The organism is Arthrobacter sp. TWP1-1 (genome assembly GCF_049897845.1).
Taxonomy (GTDB): domain Bacteria; phylum Actinomycetota; class Actinomycetes; order Actinomycetales; family Micrococcaceae; genus Specibacter.
Genome location: NZ_JAFCXC010000001.1, coordinates 197,513 through 218,432, shown reverse-complemented (window position 1 = coordinate 218,432; position 20,920 = coordinate 197,513). Strand labels below are relative to the sequence as shown.

Annotated in this window: 16 protein-coding genes and 1 tRNA gene; 3 read left to right on the top strand and 14 right to left on the bottom strand. The window is 58.3% G+C overall.

The window, feature by feature from the left end; all coding sequences use genetic code 11:
* Nucleotides 1-84: 84 nt before the first annotated feature.
* The 5 genes from fusA to rpoB all read right to left on the bottom strand — a co-directional run bounded on the left by fusA (nt 85) and on the right by rpoB (nt 11,095).
* Entirely contained in the window at nt 85-2,199 is a 2,115-nt protein-coding gene (gene fusA, locus ACP7B9_RS01070) for an elongation factor G (RefSeq protein ID WP_425859967.1), read from the bottom strand.
* Between the two features lie 72 nt (nt 2,200-2,271).
* On the bottom strand, nt 2,272-2,742 hold the full coding sequence (gene rpsG, locus ACP7B9_RS01065) for a 30S ribosomal protein S7 (protein ID WP_038464713.1): 471 nt from the start codon (nt 2,740-2,742) through the stop codon (nt 2,272-2,274).
* A 1-nt stretch (nt 2,743) separates the two neighbouring features.
* Nucleotides 2,744-3,118, bottom strand: coding sequence for a 30S ribosomal protein S12 (gene rpsL / locus ACP7B9_RS01060; RefSeq protein ID WP_038464715.1), 375 nt, complete (start codon nt 3,116-3,118; stop codon nt 2,744-2,746).
* Between the two features lie 457 nt (nt 3,119-3,575).
* On the bottom strand, nt 3,576-7,478 hold the full coding sequence (locus ACP7B9_RS01055; protein ID WP_425859964.1) for a DNA-directed RNA polymerase subunit beta': 3,903 nt from the start codon (nt 7,476-7,478) through the stop codon (nt 3,576-3,578).
* Nucleotides 7,479-7,576: 98 nt separating this feature from the next.
* Nucleotides 7,577-11,095: a DNA-directed RNA polymerase subunit beta gene (rpoB, locus tag ACP7B9_RS01050; protein ID WP_425859962.1), complete on the bottom strand. Its 3,519-nt coding sequence runs from the start codon at nt 11,093-11,095 to the stop codon at nt 7,577-7,579.
* A gap of 490 nt (nt 11,096-11,585) precedes the next feature.
* On the opposite strand from rpoB, the gene ACP7B9_RS01045 reads away from it, so the two are divergent.
* On the top strand, nt 11,586-12,785 hold the full coding sequence (locus tag ACP7B9_RS01045) for an acetyl-CoA C-acetyltransferase (protein WP_425859960.1): 1,200 nt from the start codon (nt 11,586-11,588) through the stop codon (nt 12,783-12,785).
* Nucleotides 12,782-13,267, top strand: coding sequence for an aminoacyl-tRNA deacylase (locus ACP7B9_RS01040; protein ID WP_425859958.1), 486 nt, complete (start codon nt 12,782-12,784; stop codon nt 13,265-13,267). The genes ACP7B9_RS01045 and ACP7B9_RS01040 overlap by 4 nt, the downstream gene beginning before the upstream one ends.
* Nucleotides 13,268-13,374: 107 nt before the next feature.
* On the opposite strand, the gene rplL is transcribed toward ACP7B9_RS01040, so the two are convergent.
* From rplL to ACP7B9_RS00995, 9 genes are all read right to left on the bottom strand, one after another.
* The gene (gene rplL, locus ACP7B9_RS01035; RefSeq protein ID WP_110483661.1) at nt 13,375-13,749 is read right to left on the bottom strand and encodes a 50S ribosomal protein L7/L12; all 375 of its coding nucleotides are present in this window, start codon (nt 13,747-13,749) and stop codon (nt 13,375-13,377) included.
* Nucleotides 13,750-13,852: 103 nt separating this feature from the next.
* Nucleotides 13,853-14,440: a 50S ribosomal protein L10 gene (gene rplJ, locus ACP7B9_RS01030; RefSeq protein WP_425859957.1), complete on the bottom strand. Its 588-nt coding sequence runs from the start codon at nt 14,438-14,440 to the stop codon at nt 13,853-13,855.
* A gap of 355 nt (nt 14,441-14,795) precedes the next feature.
* Nucleotides 14,796-15,878: a GNAT family N-acetyltransferase gene (locus tag ACP7B9_RS01025; protein ID WP_425859955.1), complete on the bottom strand. Its 1,083-nt coding sequence runs from the start codon at nt 15,876-15,878 to the stop codon at nt 14,796-14,798.
* A gap of 7 nt (nt 15,879-15,885) precedes the next feature.
* Entirely contained in the window at nt 15,886-16,449 is a 564-nt protein-coding gene (locus ACP7B9_RS01020) for a GNAT family N-acetyltransferase (protein WP_425859953.1), read from the bottom strand.
* A gap of 158 nt (nt 16,450-16,607) precedes the next feature.
* Complete coding sequence (rplA, locus tag ACP7B9_RS01015; protein WP_425859951.1) at nt 16,608-17,315, bottom strand: 50S ribosomal protein L1; 708 nt, start codon at nt 17,313-17,315, stop codon at nt 16,608-16,610.
* A gap of 159 nt (nt 17,316-17,474) precedes the next feature.
* Nucleotides 17,475-17,906 carry a 50S ribosomal protein L11 gene (rplK, locus tag ACP7B9_RS01010; RefSeq protein ID WP_269937587.1) on the bottom strand — a complete coding sequence of 144 codons (432 nt, stop codon included), beginning with the start codon at nt 17,904-17,906 and terminating at the stop codon, nt 17,475-17,477.
* Nucleotides 17,907-18,034: 128 nt separating this feature from the next.
* On the bottom strand, nt 18,035-18,862 hold the full coding sequence (nusG, locus tag ACP7B9_RS01005; RefSeq protein ID WP_425859949.1) for a transcription termination/antitermination protein NusG: 828 nt from the start codon (nt 18,860-18,862) through the stop codon (nt 18,035-18,037).
* Between the two features lie 87 nt (nt 18,863-18,949).
* Nucleotides 18,950-19,240, bottom strand: a complete 291-nt coding sequence (secE, locus tag ACP7B9_RS01000; RefSeq protein ID WP_425859947.1) for a preprotein translocase subunit SecE — start codon at nt 19,238-19,240, stop codon at nt 18,950-18,952.
* 115 nt (nt 19,241-19,355) lie between these two features.
* Nucleotides 19,356-19,428: transfer RNA gene (locus ACP7B9_RS00995), tRNA-Trp, on the bottom strand.
* 255 nt (nt 19,429-19,683) lie between these two features.
* Between ACP7B9_RS00995 and ACP7B9_RS00990 the strand changes: the two genes are divergently transcribed.
* Nucleotides 19,684-20,916: a pyridoxal phosphate-dependent aminotransferase gene (locus ACP7B9_RS00990; protein WP_425859946.1), complete on the top strand. Its 1,233-nt coding sequence runs from the start codon at nt 19,684-19,686 to the stop codon at nt 20,914-20,916.
* The last annotated feature ends 4 nt before the right edge of the window (nt 20,917-20,920 follow it).

Sequence of the window (20,920 nt, the reverse complement as noted above, 5' to 3'; positions counted from 1 at the left end):
TGGGGGCTTTTGATATTTAAGAAATTGCTTCAGATTGGGTCTGTTCCAGCCTAATGCCGGAACAGACCCAGTCAAAAAGAGCGACTACTCGCCGCGGGCCTTCTGGATGATCTCGTCGGCTACTGCCTTCGGAACCTCAGAGTAGCTGTCGAACTTCATCGAGTACACGGCACGACCCTGGGTCTTGGACCGCAGGTCACCGATGTAACCAAACATGCCGGACAAGGGAACAAGAGCCTTGATGACCTTGACACCGCTTGCATCTTCCATGGACTGCATCTGGCCACGACGAGAGTTGATGTCACCGATTACTTCACCCATGTATTCCTCAGGGGTGCGGACTTCAACTTCCATCAACGGTTCAAGCAGAATCGGGTTAGCCATCCGAGCAGCTTCCTTGAACGCCATTCGACCGGCGATCTTGAAGGCCATTTCGGAAGAGTCAACATCGTGGGACGCACCGTCAAGCAGTGTGGCCTTGATGCCAACCATCGGGTAACCGGCCAACACGCCGTCAGGCAGTGCGGACTGGATGCCCTGGTCAACGCTGGGGATGTATTCGCGAGGAACACGGCCACCGGAGACCTTGTTGCTGAACTCGTACATTTCACCTTCGGCAGTATCCAACGGCTCAATGGCAATCTGGATCTTAGCGAACTGACCGGAACCACCGGTCTGCTTCTTGTGAGTGTAATCGTGCTTAGCAACAGCGCGCTTGATGGTTTCACGGTATGCAACCTGCGGCTTGCCAACGTTGGCTTCAACGTTGAATTCGCGACGCATGCGGTCCACAAGGATGTCCAAGTGGAGCTCGCCCATGCCGCCAATTTCGGTCTGGCCGGTGTCTTCGTTGAGGTTGACGGTGAACGTCGGGTCCTCAGCGGAGAGCTTCTGGATAGCCGTGGAGAGCTTCTCCTGGTCACCCTTGGTCTTCGGTTCAATTGCAACGAAGATCACGGGAGCGGGGAAGGTCATCGACTCAAGAACGATCGGGTTAGCCGGATCGCACAAGGTATCACCGGTGGTGGTGTCCTTGAGGCCGATCACTGCGTAGATGTGACCTGCATGGATCTCATCAACGGGCATTTCCTTGTTGGCGTGCATCTGGAAGAGCTTGCCAATGCGTTCCTTCTTGCCCTTGGTCGAGTTCATCAGCTGCGTACCGGAGACTGCTCGACCGGAGTACACGCGAATGAAGTTCAACTGGCCGAAGAAGGGGTGCGTTGCGATCTTGAAGGCCAGAGCCGAGAACGGCTCCGTCTCACTCGGCTCGCGCTTGATCTCGATGGACTCGTCGCGAGGATCGTGACCGATCATAGCGCCAACATCCAACGGGTTCGGCAGGAAGTCAATAACAGCGTCGAGCATAGGCTGCACGCCGCGGTTCTTGAATGCGGAACCACAGAAGACCGGGTAGATCTCGGAGTTAACCGTCAGCTTGCGAATGCCAGCCTTCAGTTCCTCGATGGAAGGCTCTTCGCCTTCGAGGTACTTCTCCATGAGCTCTTCGGAGGACTCGGCAGCTGCCTCAACGAGGGCTGCGCGGTACTCTTCAGCCTTTTCCTGAAGATCCGCGGGGATCTCCTGGATTTCGTAGGCGGCACCCATGGTGACGTCACCCTTGGAGTCACCGGCCCAAACGAAGGCCTTCATGGTCAGCAAGTCGACGACGCCGGTGAATTCGCTCTCGACGCCGATCGGCAGCTGCATAACCAACGGCTTGGCACCCAAGCGGTTGATGATGGTGTCTACGGTGAAGTAGAAGTCAGCACCGAGCTTGTCCATCTTGTTGACAAAGCAGATACGCGGAACGTTGTACTTGTCAGCCTGACGCCAAACGGTCTCAGACTGAGGCTCAACGCCTTCCTTGCCATCGAAGACAGCAACGGCGCCATCGAGAACTCGCAATGAGCGCTCAACTTCCACCGTGAAGTCAACGTGGCCGGGGGTGTCGATGATGTTGATCTGGTTCTTGTTCCAGTAGCAGGTCACGGCGGCAGACGTGATAGTAATGCCGCGTTCCTTTTCCTGTTCCATCCAGTCAGTCGTCGAAGCACCGTCGTGCGTTTCGCCGATCTTGTGGTTCACACCCGTGTAGAACAGAATGCGCTCAGTCGTAGTGGTCTTGCCAGCATCAATATGGGCCATGATGCCAATGTTGCGAACCTGGTTAAGGTCTGTAAGCACGTCCTGTGCCACGGTGTCTCCCTTATCTAAAGATGAGCTGGAAAGTTGCCGGCGGGTTCACCACCGGCAACTTCTAAGCTCTAGTTACCAGCGGTAATGGGCGAAGGCCTTGTTGGACTCAGCCATCTTGTGCGTGTCTTCGCGACGCTTGACAGCGGCACCAAGACCATTGGAGGCATCCAAAACTTCGTTGCGCAAACGCTCGGTCATGGTCTTCTCGCGGCGAGCCTTCGAGTAACCAACCAACCAGCGAAGGGCAAGTGCGGTCTGACGACCCGGCTTGACTTCAACCGGAACCTGGTAGGTGGCACCACCAACACGGCGGGACTTAACCTCGAGGCTCGGCTTGATGTTCTCCATGGCCTTCTTCAAGGCAACAACGGGATCAGCACCGGTCTTCTCGCGTACACCCTCGAGTGCGCCGTAAACGATGCGCTCTGCGGTGGACTTCTTACCGTCAACCAGAACCTTGTTGATCAGCTGAGTGACCAAAGGGGAACCGTATACGGGATCTACAACTAGCGGCCGCTTGGGGGCCGGACCCTTGCGAGGCATATTACTTCTTCTCCATCTTTGCACCGTAGCGGCTACGAGCCTGCTTGCGGTTCTTGACGCCCTGGGTATCCAATGCACCGCGGACGATCTTGTAACGAACACCGGGAAGGTCCTTAACACGGCCTCCACGGACGAGCACGATGGAGTGCTCCTGAAGGTTGTGGCCTACACCGGGGATGTAAGCAGTAACTTCCACGCCGCCGTTGAGGCGTACGCGTGCAACCTTACGGAGAGCCGAGTTCGGCTTCTTCGGGGTGGTCGTGTAAACGCGCGTGCAAACGCCGCGACGCATGGGGCTGCCCTTCAATGCGGGAGCCTTGGTCTTCGTGACCTTGGGTGTCCGGCCCTTTCGGACCAGCTGGTTAATCGTAGGCACTTTCGTGTTCTCCGTTGTTTTATCGTGTTGCTTGCCCCGCCGGCCGGAATGATTCAGTCGCTGAGGGTAAGCCGTTTACTGGTAGTCGCAGACTGGGCGACTTCACAGCGCCTAGGCATGCAAAAATGTGGCATTCGCTGTACAAGAACCGTACAACCCGGACCCGCATCCACTTTATTCGCCTAAACGAAGAAAGCTGACACTCTTATCCACTGCCACACTAACAATTACTCATTACATTACCACGGGTTAAGGCCAGCGCCGAAATCGGCCTGCTCCCCCACTGGACCCTCGCTCAGATACGGGGCATTTCCGCCGAACGCTCGCTCTCTCTACTGCGCGAGCGTTCCCAAAAATCCCCCCGTTACTGCGCGAGCGTTTGGTAGTTAAAGCGCGACGGCGGTGCCCCACCCAAATTGGGTGAGTCACCGCCGTCGGACCTTCTGTTGGCTAAATGCTAGCCGGAGAAGTTGGTGCCCAGATCGTAGTCATCCAAGGGGATGGCACGGAACTCGGCGCCCAAGTCTCCAACGCCGCCCACGTAGTCAAAGTCGCTGAAAGCGCTCGGACCGGTGAACAGGTTGGCCTTGGCTTCTTCCGTGGGCTCCACCGTGACGTTGGTGTAGCGCGGAAGACCGGTGCCGGCGGGGATCAACTTACCGATGATCACGTTCTCCTTCAGACCCAACAGCGGGTCAGACTTGCCTTCCATGGCCGCCTGCGTCAGAACGCGGGTGGTTTCCTGGAAGGAAGCAGCGGAGAGCCATGATTCGGTAGCCAAGGAAGCCTTGGTGATACCCATGAGCTCGTTACGGCCCGATGCAGGCTTCTTGCCCTCGGACACGACGCGACGGTTTTCCGTCTCGAAGCGGCCGCGCTCGGCAAGCTCGCCCGGAAGCAGCTTCGAGTCACCGGATTCGATGACCGTGACGCGACGGAGCATCTGGCGGACGATAACCTCGACGTGCTTGTCGTGGATACCCACACCCTGGCTGCGGTAAACGCCCTGAACTTCCTCAACGAGGTGCTTCTGAGCGGCACGCGGGCCGAGGATACGCAGAACCTGCTTGGGGTCGACAGCACCCACAATGAGCTTCTGGCCAACTTCAACGTGCTCGCCGTCAGCAACCGTCAGACGTGCACGGCGGAGGACCGGGTAAGCGATCTCTTCGGTGCCGTCGTCCGGGGTCAGGATCAAACGCATGGTCTTCTCGGACTCATCAATGTTGATGCGGCCGGCAGCTTCTGCGATCGGAGCGACACCCTTGGGGGTACGTGCTTCGAAGAGCTCCTGAATACGGGGCAGACCCTGGGTGATGTCCTCGCCACGGCTGGCGGAAACAGCACCACCGGTGTGGAAGGTACGCATGGTCAGCTGGGTACCCGGCTCACCAATGGACTGTGCGGCGATAATACCGACAGCCTCACCGATGTCCACGGTCTTACCCGTGGCCAGCGAGCGGCCGTAGCAAAGCGCACAGGTACCAACAGTTGACTCACAAGTGAGTACTGAACGGACCTTGATCTCTTCAATGCCAGCTGCGAACAGCTTGGCAATGAGGACATCTCCGACGTCGTCTCCGGCCTCGGCCAAAACGGTACCTGAGGAGTCAACTACCTCGGCAGCCAAGGTACGAGCGTAAACGCTGTTCTCGACTTCCTCGTGCAGTACAAACTCACCATTGGAATCAACCACTGCGATGGGCAGGGTCAATCCGCGCTCGGTGCCACAGTCGTCTTCGCGAACGATGACATCCTGTGAAACGTCAACCAGACGACGTGTCAGGTAACCGGAGTTAGCCGTACGCAGAGCGGTATCAGCCAGACCCTTACGAGCACCGTGAGTAGCAATGAAGTACTCCAAAACCGACAGGCCCTCACGGTAGGAGGACTTGATCGGGCGAGGAATAATTTCACCCTTAGGGTTAGCCACCAAGCCACGGATACCGGCAATCTGGCGAACCTGCATCCAGTTACCACGAGCTCCGGAGGAAACCATACGGTTAATCGTGTTGGACACGGCGAAGGACGCACGCATCACATCAGCGATCTCGTTGGTTGCCTGGTTCCAGATGTCGATGAGCTCCTGGCGGCGCTCTTCGTCAGCGATCAGACCCTTGTCGTACTGAGCCTGGACCTTGGCTGCCTTGATCTCGTAGCTTTCCAAGATGGCTGGCTTAGCTTCGGGCACCTTGATGTCAGAGATAGCAACGGTGACGCCTGAGCGGGTTGCCCAGTAGAAACCGGCATCCTTCAAGTTATCCAGAGTTGCTGCAACAACAACCTTGGGGTAGCGCTCGGCGAGATCGTTGACGATCTCAGAGAGCTGGCCCTTGTCGGCAACAGCCTCAACCCACGGGTAATCCGCAGGCAGAGTCTCGTTGAAGATGACCTGACCCAAGGAGGTATCGATGATGGCGGTTCCGCCAGCAACGAATCCTTCCGGACCCTTGCGCTCGGCACCCGGGATGAAGTTGTCCAAACGGATCTTCACCTGGGAGTTCAAGTGCAGCTCACCGGCGTCGTGGGCCATGATGGCCTCGGCGGAGGTGGAGAACACGCGGCCTTCGCCGGCAGAGCCCTCACGCTTGGTGGTCAAGTGGTACAGACCGATGATCATATCCTGTGACGGCAAGGTCACGGGACGGCCATCTGACGGCTTCAAGATGTTGTTCGAGGACAGCATCAAGATGCGAGCTTCAGCCTGAGCTTCGGGGCTCAGCGGCAGGTGGACTGCCATCTGGTCACCGTCGAAGTCGGCGTTGAAAGCACCACAAACCAGCGGGTGAAGCTGGATTGCCTTACCTTCAACAAGCTGAGGCTCGAACGCCTGGATACCCAAACGGTGCAGGGTAGGTGCGCGGTTCAGCAGTACCGGGTGCTCGGTGATGATCTCTTCGAGAACATCCCAGACCTGGGGGCGGAAACGCTCAACCATGCGCTTGGCGCTCTTGATGTTCTGTGCGTGGTTAAGGTCAACCAGGCGCTTCATCACGAACGGCTTGAAGAGCTCCAGGGCCATCTGCTTAGGCAGACCACACTGGTGCAGCTTCAGCTGCGGACCAACAACAATAACGGAACGGCCTGAGTAGTCAACGCGCTTACCCAAGAGGTTCTGACGGAAACGACCCTGCTTGCCCTTGAGCATGTCGCTCAAAGACTTCAACGGACGGTTGCCCGGCCCGGTGACGGGGCGGCCACGACGACCGTTATCGAAGAGCGAGTCAACAGCTTCCTGCAGCATGCGCTTTTCGTTGTTGACGATGATCTCCGGAGCACCCAGATCAAGCAGGCGCTTGAGACGGTTGTTGCGGTTGATCACGCGACGGTACAGATCGTTCAAGTCCGAGGTGGCGAAACGGCCACCATCGAGCTGAACCATGGGGCGCAGTTCCGGCGGGATCACCGGGACGGCATCCAGAACCATGCCAAGCGGGCTGTTGTTGGTGGTCAAGAATGCGTTGACAACCTTCAGTCGCTTGAGGGCACGGGTCTTGCGCTGGCCCTTGCCATTGGCGATGATGTCGCGCAGAATTTCTGCTTCACCGGGCATGTCAAAGGTCTCAAGACGGCTCTTGATGGCTTCGGCACCCATGGCACCTTCGAAGAACATGCCATAACGGTCACGCAATTCGCGGTACAGGGCTTCGTCACCTTCGAGGTCGGCAACCTTGAGAGCCTTGAAACGGTCCCAAACCTGCTCGAGGCGGTCGATGTCGGCGTCGGCGCGCTTACGCACGTTAGCCATCTGACGGTCCGCAGAGTCGCGGGCCTTCTTCTTATCGGCAGCCTTGGCGCCTTCACCTTCCAGGCGCTGCAATTCACCCTCAAGATCGCGGGCGATCGTGGCGATGTCGCCGTCACGGGTGTCCACCATGCGCTTCTTTTCCAGGTCATGCTCGATCTGGAGGTTCGGCAGTTCTGCGTGACGAGCATCGGCGTCAACGCTGGTGATCATGTAGGCAGCGAAGTAGATGACCTTTTCAAGGTCCTTCGGTGCCAGGTCCAAGAGGTAGCCCAAGCGCGAGGGAACGCCCTTGAAGTACCAGATGTGGGTTACGGGAGCTGCAAGCTCAATGTGGCCCATGCGCTCACGGCGCACCTTGGCGCGAGTGACTTCAACGCCACAACGCTCACAAATGATGCCCTTGAAGCGCACGCGCTTGTACTTGCCGCAGTAGCACTCCCAGTCGCGGGACGGGCCAAAGATCTTCTCACAGAAGAGTCCGTCTTTTTCCGGCTTGAGCGTGCGGTAGTTGATGGTTTCCGGCTTCTTGACTTCGCCGTGGCTCCAGTCGCGAATATCTTGCGCGGTGGCCAGGCCAATCTGCATGAGGCCGAAGGAGGATTCGCTGGACATATGGGTCCTGTTCTCTCTAATTCTCTAAAGTCTGAAAGTCTGTGTCGGGTACGGGAAGAAGTGCGACGGCGGTGGGCTGGCCACCGCCGTCAAAGTCACTAAACTTCTTCGACAGAGTTCGGCTCGGCCCGTGACAGGTCGATGCCCAGCTCTTCCGCGGCCCGGAAGACTTCTTCATCCGAGTCACGCATCTCAATCGTTGTTCCGTCGGTGGAAAGGACTTCCACGTTCAGGCACAGCGACTGCATTTCCTTGATGAGAACCTTGAAGGATTCCGGGATACCCGGCTCCGGGATGTTCTCTCCCTTGACGATGGCTTCGTAGACCTTGACACGGCCATGAATATCATCGGACTTGATGGTCAACAGTTCCTGCAGCGTGTACGCCGCACCGTAAGCCTCAAGTGCCCAAACTTCCATTTCACCAAAGCGCTGGCCACCGAACTGGGCCTTACCGCCCAAGGGCTGCTGGGTGATCATGGAGTACGGACCCGTGGAGCGGGCGTGGATCTTGTCGTCCACCAAGTGGTGGAGCTTCAAGATGTACATGTAGCCAACAGAGACCGGATCCGGGAACGGCTCGCCGGAGCGGCCGTCAAACAGACGGGTCTTACCCGAGGAATCGATCAGGCGTTCGCCGTCGCGAGTCACGTTGGTGGAATCGAGCAGGCCTGTGATTTCAGAGTCACGGGCACCATCGAAGACCGGGGTGGCAACCTTCGTCTGACCGATTTCACGCGGCAGGTTCGGCAGGTTCTTGATCCAGTCAGGCTCACCTTCAACCTTCCAACCAGTCTTGGCAACCCAACCGAGGTGGATTTCCAGGACCTGTCCGACGTTCATTCGACCCGGAACACCCAAGGGGTTCAGGACGATGTCCACCGGAGTACCGTCGGCGAGGAAGGGCATATCTTCGATCGGGAGGATCTTGGAAATAACACCCTTGTTACCGTGACGGCCTGCAAGCTTGTCACCATCGGTGATCTTGCGCTTGTTGGCAACGTAAACGCGAACCAGCTGGTTCACACCGGGGGGCAGGTCATCTTCGGAGTCGCGGTCGAAGACGCGAACACCAATGACGGTTCCTGATTCACCGTGGGGAACCTTCAAGGAAGTGTCGCGAACTTCGCGGCTCTTCTCACCGAAGATGGCGCGCAGCAAACGCTCTTCCGGGGTCAGCTCGGTCTCGCCCTTAGGCGTGACCTTTCCGACCAGGATGTCGCCGGCTTCAACTTCAGCACCGATGTGGATGATGCCGCGCTCGTCGAGACCAGCAAGGATTTCCTCGGAAACGTTCGGGATGTCCCGAGTGATTTCTTCGGCACCGAGCTTGGTGTCGCGAGCATCGATCTCATGCTCTTCGATGTGAATGGAGGAGAGCACATCTTCGGCAACAATGCGCTGCGAAAGGATGATGGCATCCTCGTAGTTGTGACCTTCCCAGGACATGAACGCAACCAAGAGGTTCTTACCCAAGGCAAGCTCACCCATGTCAGTTGCCGGACCATCAGCGATGATGCCGCCAACTTCCAGACGCTGGCCCTCAGAGGCCAGAACGCGCTGGTTGTAGGCCGTTCCCTGGTTGGAACGCTGGTACTTGGCGATCGGGTAGCTGATCTCCGAGCCGTCGTCGTTCAGCATGACAACTACGTCTGCCGAAACCTCGGAGACCACACCGGCCTTCTTGGCGATGACAACGTCACCGGCGTCAACAGCTGTGGCGCGCTCCATGCCGGTACCCACGAACGGGGCCTCGGACTGGACCAACGGCACTGCCTGACGCTGCATGTTCGCACCCATGAGTGCGCGGTTAGCATCATCGTGCTCCAAGAACGGAATCAAGGCAGTAGCCACAGACACCATCTGGCGCGGGGAAACGTCCATGTACTCGACGTCGTTTGCCGGGATCAAAACAGGCTCGCCGCCACCACCGCGCTGGCGAACCAGTACGGAGTCCTCGGAGAAGTGGCTGTTGGCATCCAAAGGCGCGTTGGCCTGTGCAATAACAACATCCATCTCGTCATCAGCTGTCAGGTAATCAACTTCGTCGGAAACGAAGCCGTCCTTGACGCGACGGTACGGTGTCTCAATGAAACCGAACGGGTTGATGCGTCCGTAGGAAGCCAAGGAACCAATCAGACCAATGTTGGGGCCTTCAGGAGTTTCAATGGGGCACATACGGCCGTAGTGGGACGGGTGAACGTCTCGAACTTCCATGCCTGCACGGTCACGGGACAAACCGCCCGGGCCCAGCGCGGACAGACGACGCTTGTGCGTCAGACCGGCCAGCGGGTTGTTCTGATCCATGAACTGTGAGAGCTGAGAAGTTCCGAAGAACTCCTTGATGGCTGCCACAACGGGACGGATGTTGATCAGGGTCTGCGGCGTAATCGCTTCGACGTCCTGAGTGGTCATACGCTCGCGAACAACGCGCTCCATACGAGAAAGACCCGTGCGGACCTGGTTCTCGATGAGCTCGCCGACGGCGCGGATACGACGGTTACCAAAGTGGTCGATGTCGTCGACGTCGACACGGAGGTCAACCTCGGCGCCGTCGCGCTGGCCCTTGGTGGTCTTGTTGCCGGCGTGCAATGCAACCAGGTACTTGATCATGGCGACGATGTCGTCAACGCTCAAGACCGATGCCTTCTCATCGCTCAACGGCAGGTCAATACCCAGCTTGCGGTTGATCTTGTAACGGCCAACCTTGGCCAGATCGTAGCGCTTGGGGTTGAAGTACAAGTTGTTCAGCAACGCATCGGCGGCGTCAACTGTGGGCGGCTCGCCCGGACGAAGCTTGCGGTAGATATCAAGCAAGGCATCTTCGCGACCGGTCGTGGCATCCTTTTCCAAGGTTGCACGGATGGAGTCGAACTCGCCGAACTCCTCAAGGATCTGGCCTTCGGTCCAGCCCAAGGCCTTCAGCAGTACGGTGACTGACTGCTTGCGCTTGCGGTCAAGACGAACGCCAACCTGGTCGCGCTTGTCAATCTCCAACTCGAACCATGCACCACGTGAGGGGATGATCTTGGCGGTGAAGATTTCCTTGTCACTGGTCTTGTCCGCGGTGCGCTCAAAGTAAGCACCCGGGGAACGAACCAGCTGCGACACAACAACACGCTCGGTGCCGTTGATGACAAAGGTGCCCTTGTTGGTCATGAGCGGGAAATCGCCCATGAAGACAGTCTGCTGCTTGATTTCACCGGTCAAGTTGTTCATGAACTCGGCCTTGACGTACAGCGGCGCGGCGTACGTGGCGTCGCGGTCCTTGCACTCGTCAACGGTGAACTTGGGGTCAGAGAATTCCGGTTCCGTGAAGGACAGGGACATGGTGCCCTGGAAGTCCTCAATCGGGGAGATCTCTTCGAAGATGTCGGACAGACCGGAGGTGACGGCCACGCTGTCATCGCCAGCATCCACAGCTGTCTGCATGCGGTTCTGCCAGCGCTCGTTACCTACGAGCCAGTCAAAGCTCTCGGTCTGGAGGGCAAGCAGATTCGGCACGTCAAGCGGCTCGTGAATCTTTGCGAATGAGAGGCGACTCTTTGCACCGTCGGTGCTGTTTGAATCGATAGCGGTTGCAGCGTTATTTACATTAGAGGTGCTCGAGGCGACCAAGAGGGATCCTTCCACAGACCTGCAGGCTTGTTCTTACGGACCCTCACCCGATTCATTCCTGGTCATCAAACCCGGACGAACGCTGGCCAAGTAGTCCCGGATAGTGCTCCAACAGGCGATTTAATCGCCCGGCGATGCATGCTTTCCGTAACTCTTGACCTAAACAAAGCCCACCGCTATATGAAGGCAGAAGGTTAAGAGGGATACGCAAAGAACTACATTACAGCACAATGCACCCACGCGTCTACCCCACCAAGAAGAAAACCGCAAGTATCAATGTTCCGCGGCTCAAAAACCCTGAATTTGCGGGGAATATTCGGGGAATATTTGGCCCCTATTGGGCTGGTCACACCCCTGGGTAAACTCCTATTCCGGCGTCCACCGCGCGCCGAAGAAATTTCCCGACAGCCCAAGCTGTTAGGTTTTATGACAGCACATGTACGGCTCAAAGAGGATCCGTACGGGAGAAGTTTTTAGGAGCACGGATACCATGACGACACAGGCAAATGATGTGGTACTTCTGGCCGGAGCGCGCACCCCGCAAGGTCGGCTCAACGGGCAGTTGGCGGGCTTTGCCGCCGTCGAACTTGGGGCAAAGGCCATCGCAGGAGCGGTAGCCAGGGCTGGCGTTGATACCGCGGACATCGATTACGTGATCATGGGCCAGGTATTGCAGGCCGGGGCCGGGCAGAACCCTGCGCGGCAAAGCGCTGTCGCCGCCGGTATTGGCTGGAATGTTCCTGCCCTGACTATCAACAAGGTGTGCCTATCTGGACTGACGGCCATCATCGACGCGGCGCGGCTCATCCGTAGCGGCGAGGCGACCGTGGTCGTGGCGGGCGGCCAGGAATCCATGACGCGTGCACCCCATATTCTGCCGGGTTCACGGCAGGGCTGGGCCTACGGCGCCATTCAGGCCCTGGACGTGGCGGCTCAGGACGGACTGACGGACGCCTTTGACGGTGACTCCATGGGCCTGTCAACGGAGCGCGGGAACATCCGCCTGAACATCTCCCGCACAGCCCAGGATGAGGTCGCCGCTGCGTCCCATCAAAGGGCAGCAGCCGCGGCCGAGGCTGGTCTATTTGAGGCCGAAATTGTTCCCGTGACAGTCCCCCAGCGCAAGGGCGATCCGCTGGTGCTGACCAAGGATGAAGGCATCCGCCCGCAAACCACCGTGGACTCGCTGGCCGGTCTGCGCCCCGCATTCACGGCCGACGGCGCCATCACCGCAGGCAACTCCTCTCCCCTATCCGACGGCGCAAGTGCCGTGGTTCTTTCCTCGCGCGCTTATGCCGAGTCGAACGGGCTGGAATGGCTCGCCGTCATTGGCGCCCCCGGCCAGGTTGCCGGCCCGGATAACTCCTTGCACTCCCAGCCTTCCAACGCCATCAACCGCGCCTTGGAGACTGCCGGGTGGACCGTGGGTGATCTTGACTTCATCGAGATCAACGAGGCCTTTGGTTCCGTGGCCGTTCAGTCACTTTTAGATCTTGATATTCCCTTGGAGAAGTGCAATATTCATGGCGGCGCCATTGCCTTGGGTCACCCGATCGGCGCCTCGGGTGCACGCCTTGCGCTGCACGCCGCAATGGAATTGCACCGTCGCGGATCCGGTAAGGCAGCCGTCGCTCTTTGTGGTGGCGGCGGCCAAGGCGAGGCGTTGATGTTGTCGCTGGAGGCCAAGTGAGCGAAGACGCGCAGCCCAGCGGCCACGCCCGTGTAGCCGCTGATGCCGCCGCGAGGGGACTGGCCGTGGAGATCTTTCCGCGCCCGGCCGCAGGTTCCCTCGTTGAGGCCGCAGCGCTCATGGGCATTGAGCCCTCGGACATCGTGAAATCCCTCGTGGTCAAGCGCAGTGATGGCAGCTTCTTGTTCGCGCTTGTGCCCGGCGGCCGCTCCATTGCATGGCCCAAGCTACGTGCCGTTGTGGGGGTCAACAAGCTCAAGATGCCTACGGCCGACGTCGCCCTAGATGCCACGGGTTACGAGCGCGGCACCATCACTCCACTGGGCAGCACGACGGCGTGGCCAGTGTTCGCTGACGAAGGTATCCGTGGGCGCAAGGTCGCCATGGGCGCCGGCGAACACGGCTTCAGCATGTTCGTCTCGGGCGACGACCTCATCGCAGCGTTCGAGGCGACGGTGGCGGACATTTCCGTGCCGGAGTAGCTGGTCTGCACGGGCCCGAATAGTTGCGACGCCACCGGATCCCGGCTCCAGGACGCAAAGAAGCCCCGCACCAATCGGTGCGGGGCTTCTTTTGAAGAGCGAGTTGATTACTTGAGGGTAACCGTGGCGCCGGCAGCTTCGAGAGCTTCCTTGGCCTTCTCAGCAGCTTCCTTCGTTGCACCTTCAAGAACAGCCTTGGGAGCCGAGTCAACGACCTCCTTGGCTTCCTTCAGACCCAAGGAAGTGATCGCGCGAACTTCCTTGATAACGGCAATCTTCTTGTCGCCGGCTGCTTCGAGGATAACGTCGAATTCAGTCTGCTCAGCAGCGTCTTCTGCGGCACCGCCGGCAGGACCAGCAACTGCAACAGCAGCAGCGGTAACTTCGAAGGTCTCCTCGAAGAGGGTAACGAACTCGGAGAGCTCGATGATGGTCAGTTCCTTGAAAGCTGCAATGAGCTCGTCGTTGGTGAGCTTAGCCATGAGAGGCGCTCCTTCTTGTTTACTGGCCCAAAAGGGCCAAATCTAAAACCTAAGTCCTCATGGATTTAGGGGAAAACTAACAGGGATAAATCCCTGATGAGGACTAGGCCTCGGTGGTCTCAGCTTCTGCAACGGGAGCTTCTTCAGCAACCGGTGCTTCTTCAGCGACAGGAGCTTCTTCAGCGGCGGGTGCTTCCTCAACGGGTGCACCTTCGGCCAGCTTCAAACGCAGGGCTTCGAGGGTGCGCGCAGCGGCGGCCATCGGAGCCTTGAGAACGGCAGCAATGCGTGCCAGCTGAAGTTCACGAGACTCGAGAGCAGCCAGTGCGGCAACTCCGCTAGCATCGAGAGCCTTGCCTTCGAAGATACCGGTCTTGATGACCAGCTGCTTGTTGGCCTTTGCAAAATCCGTCAGGCTCTTTGCTGCTGCAACAGCGTCACCCTTGATGAATGCAATAGCGGTAGGACCTGAGAGCTGACCATCGAAAGCGTCAACACCAGCTTCCTTGGCCGCAATGGCAGTCAGAGTGTTCTTTACAACCGAGAACTTGGTGTCCTGGCCGAGAGAAACGCGCAGCTCCTTGAGCTGAGCTACGGTGAGCCCACGGTATTCGGTTAGGACTGCGGCAGTTGAATCAGTGAAATCTTGCTTGATTTCTGCAACTGCAGCCACCTTTGTTGGCGTTGCCATAACACTCCTTCCGGGAATAGTTGCCGATCTTTCCTGGTCCTCGCCCTAATTCAGCAAGCTGGTTTCAGACAAATAAAAACGCCCCGCACAGATGTACGGGGCGTTTTTCGCAGCGGATCCATGGGATTACTCCCGGTTCAACACTGCTCATAAGCTTTGTGCACCTGCGCTGGTCGTCCCTATAAGGACTTTTCGGATGAAAACCGACCCGGTTCCAATGCAAGAAAACGCATGCTGCATTTGCTTCGTTGGGGGAAGGTAGACATCGACCGACGGTCTTTGGTTCCTTAAGATTACAGGAGAGCGTGCACAGATTCCAAATCCACTGCGTGTGTGGCTGACTACATGTGGCCGGCTACAAGGCGTTGAAGTCCTTGCGCCACTGCCCCGTCATTCCGGCGCTTACATAGCCGAGTTGGGCATTGACCGAGAGCATGTAGGAGTTTTCCGGCGCATTCCACGTAAAGATGGTTCCGGCCCGCGGGAATTCGCGCATCAACTGTTCCATGTTGGCAACTTTGATGAGTAGCCCCACGTCCTTCCCCTTGTGCGCCAGCTCAACCACAGTGTCATCTTGGAAGGCTACGTCTTCGCGGTTACCAAGAACCGAAATGGAGGTGAAGCCCACCAAGGCGCCTGTCTCCAGGTTTTCGGCAGCGCTAACGAGAGTTCGCCGGCCCGTCAGGGCGGAAAGTTCCTCGGTTTCACGCAATTGGGCCACATCCCAGGGTTCCTGAGCGTCACCGTCCTTGCCATCGACCAGGTCCCGCTCCAGACGAACAAAATCCTGCTCCCACTTCTCCGGACAGGTATCCAACCACTGGTGCACAGCGTACGAGGACTTATGCGTTGCCGCAGCGTGTTCAGTTAGTTCGGCGACAAGGGCCGGGTCCAGCGGCAGTGCACAGGCGCTGAACTGTTCCACCCGTTCGAGGTCATAGCCCGCGCTATAAGCGAAGCGCGCTTCCCTGCTGCTCAGCGGCAGGGTCCCGGTGCCTTGGGAGGCTGGGATCGGCTCGCTCTTGGCATCAGCCAACGTGGCTGCAGGGTGGTTGGTCTCAACCATGGCGATCTTACGGTTCTCACCACGAACAAACATCTCCGCAGCCTCAAGGAGCTTCCGTCCCAGACCCATACCGGATACTGACGGCAGTACGTCAAGCGTCACGTGTGCGAGCTCGGTATTGTCATCAAGGGGCATGACGATACCGGCACGGCCCACAATGTCACCGCCGCTGCGGGCCACCAACACCACGTTCCACTCATAGGGATCGTGGCATTGGGCGAAGAACTCTTCGGCCGTGTACGCGAGCTTGTCATTCCCCCACGTATGGATGCGAACCTGACGAGACACCTCAACGGCCTGAAGGAAATCGTGGGCCAATTCGCCGTCCAAGGATTCGGGAATCCGTAATTGCTCGATGGTAGCTTCAGTCATAACTCGATTACCCCGCGATTAACTTGCTTGGAGGCCGCACCATGACAAAGTCATGCTCGACCCTCGTCCCCAATTGAAAACTTCTGGTTCCTGCAATACTGAACCCGTGCTTGCTGTAGAACGCCTGGGCCCGCACATTCTCAGTATTCACACCCAGCCACGTTGGCCTGTTGCCGCGCTCGGATACCCACTCCAGGCTTTCCTGCATGAGCCGCGCCGCCACGCCACCGCCATGGACGGCCGGATGGGCATAGCACTTACTGAGTTCCACAGCATCGGATTGGGTCACCACGCTGGCCACGTCTTGGTCCGACGGCGGCGCATCGACGAGCATCGTATAGGCAACCAGACGTCCGTTGTTTTCGCCACCGAGTTCTTGGGCGACAAACAACACGCGCTGCGGGTCCGCCAAGTATTTGGCAAATGACTGTGTGCCGAGATTTTCCACGACGAAGGCGGCCACCTCCGCCTCGGGGCTGTCTTCAGGACACGCGAGCGGAAACGTAATGGCCGCCAACTGCGCCAACGCGGACGCGTCAGTTGCGCTCGCTCGGCGGATACTAACGTCCATGCGGTTGCTCCTTGATGACGAATGCTCATGGAAGTGCGATGCCCGGGCCCAGCCAGTTATGCCAGCCTGCGCGGTTGGGCGTTACTCTTCAGTTTACAAAAAAGGGAGGGCCGCTGCAGCAACCGCTGCAACGACCCTCCCGAATCAGTCCTTAAGGACTAGCCTTCGATAACAACCTTGGTTGCTGCAGCGTCTACAGCGATACCGGGGCCGAACGTCGTGGAGACGGTGGCCTTCTGCAGGTAGCGACCCTTGGAGGAGGACGGCTTCAAACGAAGAACCTCTTCCAGAACGGCTGCGTAGTTCTCGCCAAGCTTGACGGCGTCGAACGAAACCTTGCCGATGATGAAGTGAAGGTTGGCGTGCTTGTCGACTCGGAAGTCAACCTTTCCACCCTTGATGTCATTAACAGCCTTGGCAACGTCGTTGGTGACGGTACCGGTCTTCGGGTTAGGCATGAGGTTACGAGGACCCAATACCTTACCCAAGCGGCCAACCTTACCCATGAGGTCAGGTGTAGCTACGGCTGCGTCGAAGTCGGTCCAGCCGCCCTGGATCTTTTCGATCAGGTCGTCGGTGCCAACGAAGTCGGCGCCGGCTGCGATTGCAGCTTCGGCACGCTCACCGGTTGCGAAAACCAGGACGCGGGCGGTCTTACCGGTACCGTGAGGCAGGTTAACCGTTCCGCGGATCATCTGGTCAGCCTTGCGAGGGTCTACACCCAAGCGGAAGGCAACCTCAACGGTCGCGTCGAACTTGGACGGGTTGGTGTCCTTGGCCAGCTTGATGGCGTCGAACGGTGCGTAAACGCTATCCGCATCGATCTTTGCCTGAGCTGCCTCATATGCTTTACTGCGCTTTGCCATGCTGCGTTTCTCCTTGTGCAGTTGTGGTCGTTAGGACCGCGCGGGCCCTGCCACTACGTACGCCGCCAACCCACCAAAGGTGAGTGATCCGGCGTCGTTCTTGATGAATTTGGTGTTACTGGCGGTCTCGACAAGCGCGACCACCGGGGCGGAAAAGGCTTAAGCCTCGACCGTGATACCCATGGAACGAGCGGTACCGGCGATGATCTTCTCGGCGCCTTCGATGCTCGTGGCGTTGAGGTCAACCATCTTCTGGGTGGCGATCTCGGTAACCTGGGCCTTGGTCAGCTGGGCAACCTTGACGGTGTGCGGGGTAGCTGAACCCTTAGCGACGCCTGCAGCCTTTTTGATGAGCTCTGCAGCCGGCGGGGTCTTGGTGATGAACGTGAATGAACGGTCTTCGTAAACCGTGATTTCAACGGGGATAACGTTTCCGCGCTGGGATTCCGTTGCAGCGTTGTACGCCTTGCAGAATTCCATGATGTTGACGCCGTGCTGACCAAGTGCCGGACCGATGGGCGGTGCCGGGTTAGCGGCGCCTGCCTGGATCTGCAGCTTGATAAGGCCGGTGACCTTCTTCTTGGGAGCCAATGTAGGGTCCTTCTCTCAATATCTTTTCTTGGACGACGGAGCGCGTCCAAGGTGGGTGGCCGAATGGCGTCCGGCCGAACGTTTCGCAAGTGCTAAGCACGCACTTACGGAACGAAAATTGTGGGCAACTAGATCTTGCTGACCTGGTTGAATGCGAGGGTGACTGGGGTTTCACGCTCGAAGATGGAAACCAAGACCACGAGCTGTGCAGCTTCGGGCTTGATCTCGGAGATCGATGCGGACAGACCCTCGAACGGACCATCCTTGACGATGACGGCTTCGCCAACTTCAAAGTCGATCTCGGCGTCGAGCGGGTTGTGACGCAGCGGAACGCCGGTCTCTTCAGCCTGCTGCTCCTCGAAGATCGGGGCGAGCATGGAGAAGACTTCTTCCAAGCGCAGCGGAACAGGGTTGTGGGCGTTGCCAACGAAGCCTGTAACACCGGGGGTGTGGCGAACAACGCCCCATGATGCGTCGGTCAGGTCCATGCGGACAAGCACGTAGCCGGGAATGCGAACGCGGTTGACGACCTTGCGCTGGGCATTCTTGATCTCCACGACTTCTTCCATGGGGACCTGAATTTCGAAGATGTAATCTTCCATGTTCAGCGTCTGGCTGCGTGACTCAAGGTTTACCTTGACGCGGTTTTCGTAGCCGGCGTAGGAGTGAATGACGTACCAGTCACCCTCCTGGCGGCGCAGCTTTGCCTTGAATTCTTCTGCCGGGTCAACTTCGGGCTCAGCTTCAGCCTCGACGTCGACGGCGGCGTCAGCCTCGGGGGCTTCTTCCTGCACGTCAGCATCCGCGGAGTCAGCGACTTCGGCTTCAGCGGCTACTGCCTCTTCAGCTTCGACGTTGTCATCGGATGCATCAAGGTCGGCATTGATGGCAGCATCAGCAACCACAGTGTCCTGGTCCTGCTCACTGTATGTTGCCTCGGGCTCCAGCTCAGACACGAATTTCCTGCTTTCCTTGTACGTTCTTAAATGGCTCAAACCGACCCAATGCCGAAGTGTTCGGCGGGGTCGGCCAAGTTGAGCGTTTTACTGCTCGATGTTGATGTTTCCACCGAAGATCCAGAGGACGGCGTTACCGAAGCCCAGATCCAGAATGGTCACAATGCCCATCATGATTACAACGAATACCAGCACAACGGCGGTCATGTTGATCAACTCTTTGCGAGTGGGGGTGACAACCTTCTTCAGCTCGCCAATAACTTGGCGGAGGAAGAGTGCAATCCGGCTAAAAATTCCGGGCTTGCCGGGTTTCGTCGCCTTCTTGGCCGGGCCCTTGGAGCTGCTTGCCGCAGTTTCGGTCACCAGTGCCTCACTCATCATTAGTTGGAATCCGCGCAGATCCGTTGATTCGGACCGTGCGATGTGCAAACTATTCGCTTAAGCAAGCTGTATTGACTGCACAAACCACTGTGCAAACTGCTGTGCTTATGCGCAGGGCAGACAGGACTCGAACCTGCAACCTGCGGTTTTGGAGACCGCTGCGCTACCAATTGCGCCACTACCCTTTGAAGAAATTCACGCACAAACGAGAGAACCTCTGTGCTCAAAGATCCGCTCGGTGTTTGTAAACCATGAATAACTTACAGTCTCAAAGCCGTGATTCCAAACCGGCTTGAAGGCGTGAACCATCATGGTGTTTGAACACCGGTTAACCATTCTACGCATTCAATACCTTGTTAGTCGAACCGAGCAGCGTATGCGCCTAAAGTAGATGGTGACGATGAAAGTATTTTGGGCCTCCCACCAAAGAAAGATTCCTGATGTCTGCCGACTTGACAGTTGACCAAGCCTCCGGGCGCCGCGTTTCCGCACGGATCTCCGCCATTGCCGAATCCGCAACCCTTGCCGTTGATGCCAAAGCCAAGGCCTTGAAGGCCGCCGGACGCCCGGTCATTGGCTTCGGAGCCGGTGAGCCGGATTTCCCTACACCTGAGTACATTGTTGAGGCAGCGATCGCCGCGGCCCGTCAGCCAAAGTTCCACCGGTACTCCCCCGCGGCCGGGTTGCCCGAGCTCCGCAGCGCCATTGCCGCCAAGACCCTGCGGGACTCAGGCTACGCCGTCGACCCCGCCCAGGTTCTGGTGACAAACGGTGGCAAGCAGGCAGTCTACGAATCCTTCGCCACCCTGTTGGATCCGGGAGATGAGGTCATTGTCCCGACCCCCTTCTGGACCACGTACCCGGAGGCAATTCGCCTGGCCGGCGGCGTTCCCGTCGAGGTCTTCGCGGGTCCCGAGCAGGGCTACCTTGTCACCATTGAGCAGCTCGAGGCTGCCGTGACGCCACGCACCAAGGTGCTGCTGTTCGTTTCTCCCTCCAACCCCACCGGCGCCGTCTACTCCCCCGAGGAGACCCGCGAGATTGGTTTGTGGGCTGCAGCCAAGGGCCTTTGGGTCATCACGGATGAAATCTACGAGCACCTGACCTACGATGGCGTGCCCTTCACCTCGATTGCCACGGCAGCTCCCGAACTCGGTGACAAGGTGGTCATCCTGAACGGCGTTGCCAAGACCTACGCCATGACCGGTTGGCGTGTGGGATGGATGATCGCACCCCTAGATGTGACCAAGGCCGCTACCAACCTGCAGTCACATGCAACCTCGAACGTGGCCAACGTCTCGCAGATGGCTGCCCTGGCCGCCGTGGCCGGTCCGCTGACCGCCGTTGATGAGATGAAGGTTGCCTTCGACCGCCGCCGTAAGGCCATGGTCGCTGCTCTGAACTCCATCGACGGCGTTGAGTGCCCCACCCCGCACGGCGCGTTTTACGCTTACGCGGATGTCCGTGGCCTGCTGGGTCGCGAGATTGGCGGGATCCGTCCGGCCACCTCGGCCGAACTGGCCGCGTTGATCCTAGAAAAGGCTGAAGTCGCAGTGGTTCCGGGCGAAGCCTTTGGCCCCAGCGGCTACCTGCGCCTGTCCTACGCGCTCGGCGATGACGATCTCGCTGTGGGAGTTGGCCGCCTGCAGGAATTCCTGGGCTCCGCCAAGTAAACCA